Source organism: Streptomyces griseorubiginosus, assembly GCF_017614965.1.
GTDB classification, from domain to species: domain Bacteria; phylum Actinomycetota; class Actinomycetes; order Streptomycetales; family Streptomycetaceae; genus Streptomyces; species Streptomyces griseorubiginosus_B.
Genome location: NZ_WVUG01000224.1, coordinates 1 through 14,666 on the forward strand (window position 1 = coordinate 1; position 14,666 = coordinate 14,666).

At 71.1% G+C, this 14,666-nt stretch carries 13 protein-coding genes, 1 pseudogene and 1 riboswitch; of the genes and pseudogenes, 10 read left to right on the forward strand and 4 right to left on the reverse strand.

Annotated elements, in window-relative coordinates:
- A partial coding sequence (fahA, locus tag GRC12_RS31450; protein ID WP_208782940.1) for a fumarylacetoacetase occupies positions 1–1,189 on the reverse strand: 1,189 nt, incomplete at its 3' end.
- Positions 1,190–1,405: 216 nt separating this feature from the next.
- On the opposite strand from fahA, the gene GRC12_RS31455 reads away from it, so the two are divergent.
- The 3 genes from GRC12_RS31455 to GRC12_RS31465 all read left to right on the forward strand — a co-directional run bounded on the left by GRC12_RS31455 (position 1,406) and on the right by GRC12_RS31465 (position 4,957).
- On the forward strand, positions 1,406–2,653 hold the full coding sequence (locus GRC12_RS31455) for a carboxylate--amine ligase (RefSeq protein ID WP_208782941.1): 1,248 nt from the start codon (positions 1,406–1,408) through the stop codon (positions 2,651–2,653).
- A gap of 67 nt (positions 2,654–2,720) precedes the next feature.
- Positions 2,721–3,920: an FAD-dependent oxidoreductase gene (locus GRC12_RS31460; RefSeq protein WP_208782942.1), complete on the forward strand. Its 1,200-nt coding sequence runs from the start codon at positions 2,721–2,723 to the stop codon at positions 3,918–3,920.
- Between the two features lie 233 nt (positions 3,921–4,153).
- Positions 4,154–4,957, forward strand: coding sequence for an HAD family hydrolase (locus tag GRC12_RS31465; protein ID WP_208782943.1), 804 nt, complete (start codon positions 4,154–4,156; stop codon positions 4,955–4,957).
- 22 nt (positions 4,958–4,979) lie between these two features.
- Here GRC12_RS31465 and GRC12_RS31470 read toward each other — a convergent pair whose 3' ends face one another.
- On the reverse strand, positions 4,980–5,462 hold the full coding sequence (locus tag GRC12_RS31470) for a transglycosylase SLT domain-containing protein (protein WP_208782944.1): 483 nt from the start codon (positions 5,460–5,462) through the stop codon (positions 4,980–4,982).
- A gap of 3 nt (positions 5,463–5,465) precedes the next feature.
- Positions 5,466–5,656: riboswitch (cyclic di-AMP (ydaO/yuaA leader) on the reverse strand.
- 270 nt (positions 5,657–5,926) lie between these two features.
- On the opposite strand from GRC12_RS31470, the gene GRC12_RS31475 reads away from it, so the two are divergent.
- The 6 genes from GRC12_RS31475 (at position 5,927) to GRC12_RS31500 (ending at position 12,175) form a co-directional block, all read left to right on the forward strand.
- Complete coding sequence (locus GRC12_RS31475) at positions 5,927–6,232, forward strand: hypothetical protein (RefSeq protein WP_208782945.1); 306 nt, start codon at positions 5,927–5,929, stop codon at positions 6,230–6,232.
- Positions 6,233–6,317: 85 nt separating this feature from the next.
- Positions 6,318–7,328 carry a polyprenyl synthetase family protein gene (locus GRC12_RS31480; RefSeq protein WP_208782946.1) on the forward strand — a complete coding sequence of 337 codons (1,011 nt, stop codon included), beginning with the start codon at positions 6,318–6,320 and terminating at the stop codon, positions 7,326–7,328.
- Between the two features lie 274 nt (positions 7,329–7,602).
- Positions 7,603–8,565, forward strand: a complete 963-nt coding sequence (locus GRC12_RS31485) for a CHRD domain-containing protein (RefSeq protein WP_208782947.1) — start codon at positions 7,603–7,605, stop codon at positions 8,563–8,565.
- A 272-nt stretch (positions 8,566–8,837) separates the two neighbouring features.
- Positions 8,838–10,082: a LolA family protein gene (locus tag GRC12_RS31490; RefSeq protein WP_208782948.1), complete on the forward strand. Its 1,245-nt coding sequence runs from the start codon at positions 8,838–8,840 to the stop codon at positions 10,080–10,082.
- Between the two features lie 229 nt (positions 10,083–10,311).
- A complete protein-coding gene (locus tag GRC12_RS31495) occupies positions 10,312–11,286 on the forward strand; it encodes an ABC transporter ATP-binding protein (RefSeq protein ID WP_208782949.1) in 975 nt (324 codons plus the stop codon).
- Positions 11,273–12,175: an ABC transporter permease gene (locus tag GRC12_RS31500; RefSeq protein ID WP_208782950.1), complete on the forward strand. Its 903-nt coding sequence runs from the start codon at positions 11,273–11,275 to the stop codon at positions 12,173–12,175. Before GRC12_RS31495 ends, GRC12_RS31500 begins: the two co-directional genes overlap by 14 nt.
- Before the next feature lies 1 nt (position 12,176).
- Here GRC12_RS31500 and GRC12_RS31505 read toward each other — a convergent pair whose 3' ends face one another.
- Together GRC12_RS31505 and GRC12_RS31510 are read right to left on the reverse strand one after the other, a co-directional pair.
- Positions 12,177–12,773, reverse strand: coding sequence for a flavodoxin family protein (locus GRC12_RS31505; RefSeq protein ID WP_208782951.1), 597 nt, complete (start codon positions 12,771–12,773; stop codon positions 12,177–12,179).
- A 158-nt stretch (positions 12,774–12,931) separates the two neighbouring features.
- Entirely contained in the window at positions 12,932–13,450 is a 519-nt protein-coding gene (locus tag GRC12_RS31510; RefSeq protein ID WP_208782952.1) for a DUF6668 family protein, read from the reverse strand.
- Positions 13,451–13,699: 249 nt separating this feature from the next.
- Here GRC12_RS31510 and GRC12_RS31515 point away from each other — a divergent pair.
- A pseudogene (locus GRC12_RS31515) lies at positions 13,700–14,666 on the forward strand (tetratricopeptide repeat protein); the annotation flags it as partial.

The window sequence follows — 14,666 nt, forward strand, 5'->3', positions numbered from 1 at the left end:
CCCCCAGACCCAGCCGCACCCCGTCCGGCCCCGGCGCCCACGCCGAGAGCGTCACCACGTCCCCGTCCTCCAGGAACGTCCGCTTGCCCTCCGGAAGTTCCAGCGGATCCCGCCCGTTCCAGGTCAGCTCAAGGAGGGACCCGCGCTGCGCCGGCTCCGGCCCGCTCACCGTGCCCGACCCGTAGAGGTCCCCCGTCCGCAGGGAGGCCCCGTTCACGGTCATGTGGGCCAGCTGCTGCGCCGCCGTCCAGTACATGGTGGAGAAGGGCGGCTCGGAGACGACATGGCCGTTGATCGCGACGGAGATCCGCAGGTCGTAGCCGCCGGGCTCGGCTTCGGGGCCGGAGTCGTCCAGATACGGCAGCAACGCGTGCGTGCGCCGTGGCGGCGCCACACGCGCGTGCTCCAGCGCGTCCAGCGGAGTGATCCAGGCGGACACCGAGGTGGCGAAGGACTTGCCGAGGAACGGGCCGAGCGGGACGTACTCCCAGGCCTGGACGTCCCGCGCCGACCAGTCGTTGAGCAGGCACAGCCCGAACACGTGCTCAGGGAACTCCGCGAGCCTCACGGGCGTTCCCATGGCGGACGGCACGCCCACCACGAAACCCACCTCGGCCTCGATGTCGAGGCGGACCGACGGCCCGAAGACCGGCTCCGCGTCCCCCGGAGCCTTCCGCTGGCCCGAGGGCCGTACGACATCGGTGCCGGAGACCACCACCGTGCCCGCCCGTCCGTGATAACCGATCGGTAGGTGCTTCCAGTTCGGCGTCAGCGAGTCCGCCGCGTCGGGGCGGAAGATCTGCCCGACGTTCCGCGCGTGGTTCTCGGAGGCGTAGAAGTCGACGTAGTCCGCGACCTCGAAGGGGAGGTGCAGGGTCACCGAGGACAGAGGGTGCAGGAAGCCCGCGATCGCCTCCTGATGCGCCGGCACGGTCACCCACGCGGTCAGCGCGCGCCGCACGTCCGACCAGGCGGTGCGACCCGCGGCGAGCAGTGGGTTCAGCGAGGGCTGCGCCAGGAGCGAGGCGTACGGCGAGCCGAGCGCCCGGGCCGCCGCGCCCGCGTCCAGGACGTGGTCGCCGAGCCGTACGCCGACGCCTCGCCGCGCCGAACCGGCGGGCGAGAACACGCCGTACGGAAGGTTGTGCGGACCGAAGGGATCGCCTTCGGGAACATCGAAGGGGGGCATGGGGTGCTGCCTCACTCTCGTGTGTTTCTGCTGGCCGTGCCACACGTTACGGCCGGGTCCGCCTTCTTGGGCAGTGTCTAAAGAGTTTGCAATGTCCGAATTGGCCTTGTCGGAGCACTCAATTCCGGCTTAGCGTCCTTTGGGGGACACGGACGGGGTGGGTCCGGTCCGTAGGGGGGACACGTGGGGGGACCCGTGGCCAGGAGCACGAGCAGAGTGCCGTTCCAGGCGGACCGTGACGTGCCGGGCCTGATCGTCAAGTTCGGCGACTATCCGTTGCACCACGGCGGCGTGGGCGCGATCCGCAGCCTGGGCCGGCTGGGCATCCCCATGTACGCGATCACCGAGGACGCCTACACACCCGCCGCGTCCTCCCGTTATCTCAAGCGGGCCTTCGTCTGGCCGACCACCGGCACGGAGGACCCCGGCCACCTGGTGGAGGGTCTGCTGCGCGTCGGGCGGCGCATCGGCCGCCCCACCGTCCTCGTGCCCACCGACGAGGAGGCCGCCGTCCTGATCGCCGAGCACCAAGGCGACCTCGCGGGCCGTTTCCTCTTCCCGCGCGTGGAGCCCGCGCTGCCGCGCCGCCTGGCGAGCAAGCAGGGCCTGCACGAACTGTGCGTGGAGCACGGCATCCCCAGCCCGACGGCCGCGTTCCCGCGGTCGTACGACGACATCGTGGCCTTCGCCGAGAAGGCCCGCTTCCCCGTGGTGGCCAAGAACCGCGAGGCGTTCCTGCGGCGCAGGCGGCCCGCGGTGAACGGCACGACACGCATCGGCACCCGCGAGGGCCTGCTGCGGCTCGCCCGTGACTGGGGCGAGCGGCCCGGGGTGATCCTCCAGGAGTACCTGCCCAGGGAGGACGCCGAGGACTGGATCGTGCACGCCTACTTCGACCAGGACTCCACCCCGCTCGCCATGTTCACCGGCGTGAAGGTGCGCTCCTGGCCGCCGCACGCCGGAATGACGGCGAACGCGTACGTCGTCGACAACCCGGAACTCGCCGACATCGCCGCGCGTTTCATCAAGCAGATCGGTTTCACCGGCATCATCGATCTCGACCTGCGCTTCGACCGGCGCGACGGCCGGTACAAGCTGCTCGACTTCAACCCGCGCGTGGGCGCCCAGTTCCGGCTCTTCGAGAACGAGTCGGGGGTGGACGTCGTCCGCGCCATGCATCTGGACCTGACCGGCCGCACCGTCCCGGAGGGGGAACAGCGAGCCGGTCACCGGTACATCGTGGAGAACATCGACCTGCCCGCCCTGCTGGCCTACCGCCGCAGCGGCTACACGACGCCGCACGCGCCGGCTCGTGCGAGTGGGACGGAGCTGGCCTGGCTCGCGGGTGACGACCCGCTGCCGTTCCTCACGATGCTCGCGCGCTTCGTGCGGCCGGGCGCGAAGCACCTGTATCAGCTGTGGCGGACCAACCGCCGCGGCGGCACCACCAGTTCGGGGGGCTAGCCGACCGGTCAGCCGTCCGAGCCGAACCACACGAAGTGGCGAATTCAGCGTCCTGGGGAGGGACTTCGTGATTCAACCGGTTGCGATCATCGGCGCCGGGCCGTTCGGTCTGTCCACCGCCGCCCATCTACGCGCACGGGGCATCCCGGTCCGCGTCTTCGGCGAGCCCATGGTCAGCTGGCGCGACCACATGCCCGCCAAAATGCTCCTGAAGTCGACGCCCGTGGCCTCCAGCCTCGACGCGCCGCAGCAGGGGCACACCCTCGCCGACTACTGCGACGCCGCCGGCATCAAGCGGCTGGTGACGGACGAGGACATCATCCCGGTCGAGACCTTCATCGCCTACGGCGAGTGGTTCCAGCAGAAGCTGGTGCCCGAGCTGGAGCAGGTGCGGGTGGTCTCCGTCGACCGCAGGAGCGGCGGCGGCTTCGAACTGAAGTTGGACTCCGGCGAGTTGTTCACCGCCCGCGCGGTCGTCGTGGCGACCGGCCTGCACGGCCTCGCCCACCTGCCCGCGGAACTGAACGCGGTGCCGGACGGCCCCGCCCCCACGGGCCCGGTCTCCCACAGCTCACAGCACCACGACCTCACGCGCTACGCCGGCAAGGACCTGATCGTGGTCGGTGCCGGCCAGTCCGCGCTGGAGACGGCGGTGCTGGCGGCGGAGGCGGGCGCGCAGGTGAGGGTGGTCTCCCGCGGCCGCGGCAAGGTCGCCTTCGGGGCGCCGCCCTGGGACCAGCCCAGGCTTCGCCCCGAGTCGCCCTTCGGCCGTGCCTGGTCGCTGTGGGCACTGAGCTACTACCCGCACTCCTACCGCCGTCTCCCGGCCGGGGCGCGCCACTACCTCGTCCGCCGGGTCCTCGGCCCGCTCGGCGCCTGGTGGCTGCGCGACCGCTTCGAGGGCAAGGTGCAGGTCATCGAGGTCGACAGGATCGTAGGGACCGACGCGGACGGTGGCAGCCCGACGCTCAGGGTGCGCACCTTCGGCGGTCAGACCGAGAAGCTGGCGGCGGACCACGTCATCGCGGCGACCGGCTACCGCGTGGACATCGCGGCGATGGACTTCCTCGGGCCCGAGCTGCGCACCCGTGTCGCCGTCAGCCGTGGCACGCCCCGGCTGGGCGCCGGATACGTGTCCTCGGTCCCCGGCCTGTACTTCACCGGCCTGCCGGCCGCGGCCTCGTACGGACCGGTGATGCGGTTCGTCTGTGGCACGGAGTTCGCCTCCCCGAGGCTGGCGAGGCACCTGGCGGCGGCACACGGCTGAACCGTCCACCGCCGACCACCCACCGCCGACCGCCGACCACCCACCGCCGACCGGCGAGTAGCGCGTCCGCCCGGCGCGAGGCGCTCCTCGCCGGCTCCCCGACACCCGCCGGTGGCAAGGGAGTTGAGCCACACCTGCCGGCGATACGGGAGTTGACGGAGGGGCGGGGGAGAACGGGCCGGTCGACCGGTTCGCGATGAGTCGGTGGGGCGTGCGGTCCGTATTCTCTGATCATGGCCGCACCCACCGCATATGCACTCATCGCCACCGACCTGGACGGCACACTGCTCCGAGGTGACGACACCCTCTCCGACCGGTCTCGCGCCGCCCTCGCGCGCGTGGCCGGCGCCGGTGTCCGGCACCTCGTGGTGACCGGCCGGCCGGCTCCCAGAGTGCGGCCGCTCCTCGACGACCTGGGCGGTCGGGGGCTCGCGGTGTGCGGACAGGGCGCGCAGGTGTACGACCACCGCGCGGACCGTCTGCTGTGGTCCGTCACGCTGGACCGGGAGCTGGCCGAGACGGCCCTGGGCAAGATCGAGGCCGAGGTGGGCCAGGTGTACGCGGCCGTCGACCAGGACGGCGTCGACGGCCTCACGCTCATCGAGCCCGGGTACCTCATGCCGCACCCCACCCTGCCCGCCGTACGGGTCGGCCGGCGCGACGACCTGTGGTGCGAGCCCATCAGCAAAGTGCTGCTGCGCCATCCCGACCTGTCCGACGACGAGTTGGCGGCGACGGCGCGCTCGGTGGTCGGCTCGCTGGCCACCGTCACCATGTCGGGACCCGGGACCGTCGAACTCCAGCCGTGCGGCATCACCAAGGCCACCGGCCTGGCGCTGGCCGCCCAACACCTGGGGCTCGGCCCGCGGCAGACCATCGCCTTCGGCGACATGCCCAACGACATCCCGATGTTCGACTGGGCCGCCCACGGCGTCGCTATGGCCAACGCCCATCCCGAACTCAAGGCGGTGGCCGACGAGATCACCCTGTCGAACGAGGACGACGGCATCGCCGTCGTCCTCGAGAGACTGTTCTGACCTGTCGGCTCAGTGGGCGGGCTCAGTAGGCGCCGTACACGTTGTCGATCGAACCGTAGCGCGCGGCCGCGTAGTTGCACGCGGCGGTGATGTTGGCGACCGGGTCGTAGGGGTCCCACGAGGTGCCGGACACGTGGTAGGCGGCGAAGGTCGGGTCGATGACCTGCAGCAGACCCTTGGACGGGGTACCGGCGAGCGCGTTGGAGTCCCAGTTGTTGATCGCGTACGGGTTGCCCGAGGACTCGCGGATCACGTTGCGGTAGATGCCGTTGTAGGTGCCGGGGATCCCGTGCTGCGCCATGACCTGGAGGGAGGCCCGGATCCAGCCGTCGAGGTTGTTGGCGTAGCCCAGCGAGGTGGCGGTGACCACGGTGGGGGTGGCGGCGGAGGCGCTGGTCGCGCCCATGATCGGCAGGGCGAGGACGGCGGCACCCGTGCCGATGACGGCGAGCTTGCGGACGATGCGGGAGCTTCTGGTACGGCGGTGCTGAGCGGCAGCGGACATGACGAGGTTCCTCTCCGTCGCCTGCGAGGTGAGCTGTCGGGTTCGGGCGGGAGATGCCCGGCCGCACCGCCGTACGGCGACACGACTTCACCCCGAGCCGGGCCGGATGTCCTGGGACGTCCGAATCGGCGAACTACCTGGTTCCCCCGCTCCTGCCGTGCGTTCTCGGTTGGTGGAACGGGCGGCGGCAGGATTAGGCGTCCGCCCGACAGGCCGGGAACGTATGCGAGAGCACATGTCCGGAACAAGTCCCGGATTCACACATCACCCCTGTTGACCTTGGTCTGAGGCATATGGGGTGCTTGATCCTTTGCGGCTGCCAAGCCTCAACTCGGGCGCGGGAAAAGGTGGATCGGGAGAAATGCACCGGAATGCGGATCATGCTCATGCGTGAGCCAAGTCACTGGTATAGACAAGAAAGGCAAAACGGGCAATGACCTCAACTCATAGTCAAACAGCCGCCCATGGGGCAGACCGTGGCGATCGCCCGTTCCGCCATTGGTGAGCGTGTCGGCGGGCAGGGGTATCGGGATGGCCCGACCGTCGAGGGATGCGTGGTCGTCGCCGAGGAATGCGTGGTCGTCACCGGGGAAAGGTTGACTGCCGGGCTCGGTGTCGGCTTCTGTTCGGGACACGCGCCGCCGCTCCACTTCACGTCGGGTGCGCGAGTCGGTAAAAATCGGTTCATATCAGTTGATCAAAAACATACCGGTCGTGATCCGATACCGCCCGGCCTGGACGGGTGGGCGGCATGGGTGATCGAAAGGTGACCGGATACGCTGACTTGAGTGATGGCAGCGACGTATCGACAAACCGCGTAACCGCCAGTAGACACCAGCAGACAGGAGACCCCTCGTGACCGTCGTCGGGCCGTTCGGGCTGAGCGTGCGGGACCAGGCTCTGGAAGCCGATGTCCAGGCCGGATTGGCGGCCGTCGAGGAGGGACTGCTCGAAGCCACCAAGAGTGAGGTCCCCTTCATCACGGAGGCCGCCCAGCACCTGGTGCGGGCGGGTGGAAAGCGCTTCAGGCCGCTGCTCGTGATGCTCGCCGCCCAGTTCGGCGACCCGTACGCGCCCGGAGTCGTACCGTCCGCCGTGGTCGTGGAGCTGACGCACCTCGCCACGCTGTACCACGACGATGTCATGGACGAGGCGGCGGTGCGCCGCGGGGTCGACAGCGCGAACACCCGCTGGGGCAACTCGGTGGCGGTGCTGACCGGCGACTTCCTCTTCGCGCGTGCCTCGCACATCCTGGCCGACCTCGGTCCGGAGGCCGTCCGGGTGCAGGCCGAGGCGTTCGAGCGACTGGTCACCGGACAGATCCTGGAGACCGCGGGACCGCAGGACGGACGCGACCCGGTCGAGCACTACCTGGACGTGCTCGGCGGCAAGACGGGGTCGCTGGTGGCCGTGTCCTGCCGGTTCGGCGCGATGATGTCGGGCGCCGACGAGACGGTCGTGGACGTGCTCACCCAGTACGGGGAGCGGCTCGGGGTCGCCTTCCAGCTCGCCGACGACGTCCTGGACATCGCGTCCGACTCGCACGAGTCGGGGAAGACGCCGGGGACGGACCTGCGCGAGGGCATCCCGACCCTGCCGGTGCTGCGGCTGCGCGAGCGCGCCGCGCGGCTCGGGCTGGCCGAGGACGTCGCCCTGTGCGAGCTGCTCGACTCCGACCTCACCGACGACGAGCGGCACGCGGAGGCGCTCGCCGGGCTGCGGGCGCATCCCGCCCTGGAGCAGGCGCGGCGCGACACCGTGCGGTACGCGGAGGAGGCGCGCTCGGCGCTGGCGCCGCTGAGGGAGTGCGACGCGAAGCTGGCGCTGATGGAGATGTGCGACGCGGTGGTGCACCGCGCGGGCTGATCCGCCCCCGCCCCCTCACCAGGGAGAATGCCCCTTTGGACGCGGCAGGGGACTCGTCCCCTGCACCGCCGTCGGCCCGGAAGGGCCTCGTTACCCGGATGCCGTACGGGCTACAACGGACGGGCTGAGCCAGCCCGTCCCGGTGACGCGACACCCATCTGGTGTGACACGCATCACAAGCTTGGACTGAGTCCAGCCTGAGATCGCTTCCGTACTCATACCCAGCAGGCCGACGCAGGGGGTGTCGGCCGGTCTACGGGGAGAAAACTGCATCATGGGCAAGAACACGACGTTCTCGAAGCGCCGTAAGAGCCTCATCGTCACCGCCCTCGCGGTGGCCGCCGCCGGCGGTGTCGCCGCCGCCACGATTCCCGCCTCGGCCACCTCGGCCACCCGCGCCGACCACGCGGGTTCCACCGCGACCCTGCTCGCCACCAGCCTGCGCGGCGCCAACGAGGTGCCGGTGCAGGGCGGCCCGGCCGTGGGGGACAAGGACGGCGCCGCGCTGGAGTTCATCAAGGTCCAGGGCGACAAGGTGTCCGTCGCCGTGACCTGGCGCGGCACCGGCAGGCCGACCATGCTCCACATCCACCAGGGCGCCAAGGGCACCAACGGCGGCGTCAAGATCGACTTCAGCGAGCTCATCGCCAAGAAGGCCAAGGGCCACCACCTCACCGGCACCGTCAAGGTCGACGACCCGGCGCTGCTCCAGGCGCTGACCTCCGACCCCGGCTCCTTCTACGCCAACCTGCACACGTCCCGGTTCCCGGGCGGAGCCGTCCGCGGCCAGCTCCACAAGGTCACCGTCGCCGCCTTCGACTTCCGCGACGCCCTGCACAACTTCCAGGCGTCGGTGGTCAAGGGCAAGCAGATCTACGAGTGCAAGCCGGCCGACGGCGGCGGGTACGCCTTCGCCCAGCGGGACGTCAGCGCTCTGCTCGGCGGCGGCATCAGGCACTCCTTCGTCGCGCCCAACTCCGGTACGCCGCAGTGGGTCGCACCCGACGGCAGCTCGGTGACCGGGGCCGTCCTGACCAAGACCCCGAACGGCAACGGCAACATTCCCGAGCTCGACCTGAAGGCCACGCAGTCCGGCAAGCACCGGGGCCTGCTCGCCGGCACCGCGGAGATCCTGCGGCTCAACACGGTCGGCGGAGTCGCTCCCTCCGGCAGCTGCACGCCGGGCGACATCGTCGGGGTCCCGTACCACGCCGACTACGTGTTCCTGCAGCGCTGACACGGTAGTTGGGGCTCAAACCCCGGGCGGCGCCCTCCCCGTCCCACCCGTACCCCTACGGGTCGGGGGGAGGCGTCGCCCTCTTGTGTCATACCCCAGGAGTACACGGAGTTGCCTCCGAGGTTTGACGCTTGTCCTCCGTCGATTTGGTCAACTGGAAACCACGGAAAACACCACTCCTCACCGATTCGGGTGAGAATGGCGGCTTGGGTGGAAGACGAGTGCTGACAGGCGAGTTGGAAGCCGCCGCCGACGACGGAGGTAGCGCACACATGGCACCGTACGAATCCGACGACAGCACGATCGCCGGCGAGGCCGACGACCTGCGCGCGGGCAGGCGCAAGGCCGCGCGGTACGTCGTCCCGGTCGCGGTGGTGGGGGTGGCGGCGGCGACCATCGGGCTCGTCCCGGCGCTCGCCGACTCCGGCGACCCCAGTCTGCCGAAGATCAGCGCGCAGCAACTCCTCGACAAGATCGCCAAGTCGGACGTGCAGCAGCTGTCCGGCACGGTGAAGGTCACCACGGATCTGGGCCTGCCGAACCTGGGCGGCCTGGAGAGCAGCCTGACGTCCGGTGCCGGTCGCGGATCCGGTGACGGGTCCTCCGCCGACCCCACGTCCAAGCTCACCGAACTCGCCACCGGCACCCACACCCTGCGCGTGGCGGCCGACGGCCCGGACCGGCAGAAGCTGTCCCTCCTGGAAAAAGCGGCGGAGTACAGCATCATCCACAACGGCAAGGACGTCTGGGGCTACGACAGCCAGTCGAACGAGGTCTACCACTCCACCGCCCCCGACGACGGCTCCTCCGAGAAGAAGCAGGAGCAGCCGCCCGCCACGCCCGACCAGCTCACCAAGGACGCCCTGAAGGCCGTCGACGACACCACCTCCGTGACCGTCCAGGGCACCGCCCAGGTCGCGGGCCGGGACGCCTACCGGCTGGTCGTCAAGCCGAAGGACTCCGGTTCGACGGTCGGTCAGATCACCGTGGCCGTGGACGCGAAGACCGGTCTGCCGCTGAAGTTCACCCTGACCCCGGCGAGCGGCGGCGCCGCCGTCATCGACGCCGGCTTCACGCAGATCAGCTTCGCCAAGCCGGCCGCCTCGACCTTCGACTTCAAGGCCCCCAAGGGCGCGAAGGTCACCGAGGGCGACCAGGGCGAGCACGCGGACGGGCATGCCAAGGTCGCTCCCAAGGGCGCTCCGAAGGGTGACGACTGGACCGGTCCGTCCGGGAAGGACTCGGACAAGGGTCCCGACGGGATGAACGTCATCGGCAAGGGCTGGGACTCCATCGCCACCTTCGACACCGGCGGCCAGGGCGTGCCCTCCGGCGCCGAGGCCGGCGGCCAGTTCGGCGGCTTCCTCGACTCACTCGGCGACAAGGTCACGGGCAAGTTCGGTTCGGGCACGGTCTTCAAGACCCGCCTGATCAACGCCCTGATCACCGACGACGGCAAGGTCTACGTCGGCGCGGTCAGCAAGGACGCGTTGGTGAAGGCGGCGAACGCGGGCTGAGCGAACCTGTGAAGTCCGCCGCGGTTCGGTAGCGCGCCCCCGAAGGAGCGCGGGGAACTGCGCGACCGGCCACGACGGCGCCGCGGAAGACCGACGACGCGCCCGGTACTTCCGGACGCGCCCGGTACTTCCGGCGGAGCGCTTGGCCGGGAACCTTGCGCGGCGGCCGTTCGTCATCACGGTGAGTAGTCGCCGCGCCACGCGGTACGAGCACGAATCGAGGGAGCCGATGGACGAGGCGTCCGCCCCGGAGCCGGACCGCGCCGAGCCGGGTGACAGTGTCATCGCCACCCACGCGCTCACCAAGCGCTACCGAGGCGGGCAACTCGCCGTCGACGGCCTCGACCTGACCGTCCCCGCGGGCAGCGTCTTCGGCTTCCTCGGTCCGAACGGCTCGGGCAAGACCACCACCATCCGCATGCTGATGGGCCTGATCGAGCCCACCTCGGGCACCGCCCGGGTGCTCGGCCGCCCCATGCCGAGGAGTTCGCGCGCCGTCCTGCCGCACGTCGGCGCGCTCATCGAGGGCCCCGCCCTGTACGGCTTCCTCTCCGGCCGCGACAACCTGATCCGTTACGACGCCGCCGACCCGACCGCCGACCCGCGCACCCGGCGTGCCCGCGTCGCGGCGGCGCTGGAGCGGGTGGGTCTCATGGCGGCGGCCGGCAAGAAGGCCAGGGCCTACTCGCTCGGCATGAAGCAGCGGCTCGGTCTAGCCGCCGCGCTGCTGCAGCCGCGCAGACTCCTGGTGCTGGACGAGCCGACCAACGGCCTCGATCCCCAGGGCATGCGGGAAATCCGCTCCCTGGTCCGGGAGTTGGCCTCGGACGGCACCACCGTCTTCCTCTCCTCCCACCTCCTGGACGAGATAGAGCAGGTCTGCACCCACGCGGCGGTGATGGCACAGGGCCGCCTCATCACCCAGGGAGCGGTGTCCGACCTGGCGGCGGGCGCGCGCGGCCGACTGGTCGTCACGACGCCGGACGCCGGGGAGGCGGCCCGCGTGCTGAAGGAGCAGGGCGCCGCCGACGTCGTCGTCGCCGAGGACCGGGTGACCGCGGAGCCCCCCGACCGGGACCTGGCCGAGGTGAACGCCGCGCTGGTGACGGCGGGTGTGCGCGTGCGCGGCTTCGGAGTGGAGCGGGCCTCGCTGGAGGACGCGTTCGTGGCGCTGACGGGGGAGGGCTTCGATGTCGCGGGCTGAGACGGCGGTCCCACGGGAGCTGGGCGAGGTGCGCACGCCGAGCCCTCTGTGGACCTTCGGGTTGCTGCGCAGCGAGTTGGTCACCACCTTCCGTCGCTGGCGCACCCTCGCCCTGCTCGCTGTTCTCGCGGCCGTCCCGGTCCTCGTGGGCATCGCCGTCAAGATCGAGACGAGCGACGGCTCCTCGGCCGGTCCCGGTCGCGGTGGCGGAGGGGGCGGCCCGGCGTTCATCGCCCAGATCACCAACAACGGCCTGTTCCTGGTCTTCACGGCCCTAGCGGCGACGCTGCCGTTCTTCCTCCCGATGGCGATCGGGGTCGTCGCGGGAGACGCGATAGCGGGGGAGGCCAACGCCGGCACCCTGCGCTACCTGCTGGTCGCCCCGGCCGGCCGCACCCGGCTGCTGCTCACCAAGTACGCGACGGTGCTGGCCTTCTGCCTGGTCGCCACCCTCGTGGTCGCGGCATCGGCGCTCGCCGTCGGAGCCGTCCTGTTCCCGCTCGGCGATCTGACGACCATCTCCGGCACCCGGATCAGCTTCGCCGACGGTCTGGGGCGGGCCCTGCTGATCGCCCTGGTCGTCGCGGCCTCGCTCATCGGCATAGCCGCGCTCGGCCTGTTCATCTCGACGCTGACCAACAGCGGCATCGCCGCGATGGCGACGACCGTCGGACTGCTGATCAGCGTTCAGATCCTCGACCAGATACCCCAACTGCACGCCCTGCAGCCGTACTTCTTCTCCCACTACTGGCTGTCCTTCGCCGACCTGATGCGCGACCCGGTCTACTGGGACGACCTGACGAAGAACCTGGGACTCCAGGCCCTGTACGCGGCGGTGTTCGGCTCGGCGGCCTGGGCGCGGTTCACGGCGAGGGACATCACGGCCTAGCTCAGGCGGCGGCCCGGGTCTCGTGGGGGAAGCGGGCGAGTGGCGGTTCCTGCGCGAAGAAGCTCTTGGCGCGGGCGAGGGCCGCCGTGTCGTGCAGCACGTCACCGCGCCGGCTGCCGTTGCCGAGGAGCACTCCGCCGAACCGCATCCCGAGGTACGCGGCCGAGTTGTTCAGCGTGCCGATCAGCGGGTCGGCGACGGACGGCTCGCTGTCGGCGAGCGCGGCGACACCCCAGAGGGTGCGGCCGGCCATGGCCGCCTTGAAGTCGAGACCCGGGGTGCGCAGCCAGCCGGACCAGTAGTCCAGGTAGCGCTTGGTCAGGCCGGAGACCGAGTACCAGTACAGCGGGGAGGCGATCACGATGTCGGTGGCCGCCAGCGTCGCGTCGAGAAGGAGGGCCGGAACACTGCCGGTGGGCGGGTGGACGTGGTCGCTGTCGCGTCGCAGGTCCACGAAGTCGGGCAGCGGCTGCTCGGCCAGGCTGATCCACTGCTGCTCGACATCGGCGGGCAACTGCTCGGCGGCCCGGCGGGCGAGGAGTTCGGTGTTGCCGTCGGTGCGGCTGCTGCCGAGCACGAACAGGAAGCGACGGGTCATGAGGTCCCCCAGAGGAAAGCGGCGTACGACGATTACTCGCACCTGCATTATATGCGTACGCAAGTAGTTGTCCATGGGGTGGCGGGGCAACGCCCCCTGGACGGTCGGCGAGGAGGTCCGCGACGACAGCACCCTGGGGCGCCCCCAACAGGCGGAACTCAGCCGCGCCGTCCGGCCGCCGCCCCCGTCAGCCGGGCCAGCGCCTCCGTCTCGCGGGGCGGGCGGCCGCCGAGGTCGCCGAGACGCCAGTCGGGTACCCAGGGGACGCGGTAGACGTCGATGACCTGCTCCAGCAGCCGGATCTGCCGGTCGAGCGGGCGGGGCAGCCGGCCCGGCGCGTCCGCCACCAGGACGAGGGCGTCCAGGTCGAGCCCCTGGGGCGCCTGCCCGCGCCGGAACACCTCCAGGGCGCGCAGGGCGGCGGCCAGGCCGGAGGCATGGGTGCGGGCGACGAGCAGGACGGAGCGCGGGTCGTCCGGTCCGGGCCACTCCCGGCCGCAGTCATGGCCGCCGTACACGGCGGCGAGGGTGGAGACGCCGGCGCCGCCGTGGGTGCCGACCCAGGAGTAGCGCCGGGCGGTGGCGACGGCGTGGACGGGCTCCTGGGGTCCGGGCTCCGACGGGGCGACCGGTCCGCGGAGCCAGATCTCCGGTCCCTGCTGCATGTCCGTGCGCATGCCCGCTCTCCTTCCTCGCCAAGCCCATGGATCCGCGCGGTGCCGGGCGGCCCGCGAACGGCGCCGATCGCTGGGACGAGTCTGTGACGCGACGGTGACGTGAGAACCGGCAGCGACCGGAGAGACTCGACAGTACGTGAACGACCGGATCTTGACGCCGGGGTGGCCGGACCCGACGGCGGGAGGGAGCACCATGGAACCCGAACGCGCCGTCCGCTCCACTTCCGACGCATCCGAGTGAGGGAACCGATGTCTCGACTCAGCCGCGAGAAGAAGCGGGAACAGAAGGGGGCCGCGCTCCCCGCGGCCCTCGTGGCGGCACCGATCGACGTCCATGTCCCCGCGGGCGGTCCGGGAGCGGGGGGTGCCTCGATCGGAGGCGTTCCGGTCGTCCCGGCGGCGGGTGAGGAGATCCAGCAGGCCGTCCTCGACCACCTCCACCGCATCGCCCTCGCCACGGGCCACCCCGTCCGGGCCACGATTCACGACGAGCGGATCGGCTGCGTCGTACACCTCCAGGTGGCGGCCGACGGTTCGAGCACGTTCACGGGGGAGCCTGTACGCATGCCTCCGGCGGTGGAGCCGCCGGAGCCGGTCGAGCAGGGGGAGCGGGCGAGGAGTGAGGCCCGGCAACGGGAGGAAGCGGTCCCGTCGGCTTCTGCGGTACGGGAGTCGGCCCCGACGACGGCGGGCGTAGGTCTGTCGGGGGATGCGATGGCGAAGGAGCACCCCGCGGAACCGTCCGATCCGCAGCCCCAGTCCACGCCCTACCGAGACAAGCCCACCCACCTGCTACGGCCGGCCTCCGAGCCCGTACGGGACGCCGCGCCGACCTTCCCCCTGCGGGCGGTGTCAGAGCCGCGGCCCCTCGGCGGGGAGGTTCCGAGTGACCCGGAGCCGGTGTCTCTCGGCGGAAACGCTCCGAGCGCCCCTGAGCCACTGCCCATCGGCGGGGACGTTCCGGGTGACTCGGTGCCGACGTTCACCCTGCGAGCGCTGCCGGAGCCAGCTCAGGACCGCGCCCCCGGCACGGTCGCACCGCCCACGGGGCAGTTCGGTCCGCCCCCGCCCATGGACGCGATCCCGCCGCACGAGGTCGCCGGGGCCGACCAGGCATCCGGGGCCGACCGGGCAACCGGAGCAAGGGCCGACCGGACAACCGGAGCAAGCGCCGACCAGGCGCCCGGAGCAAGCGGCGACCGAGCCGCCGTACCCC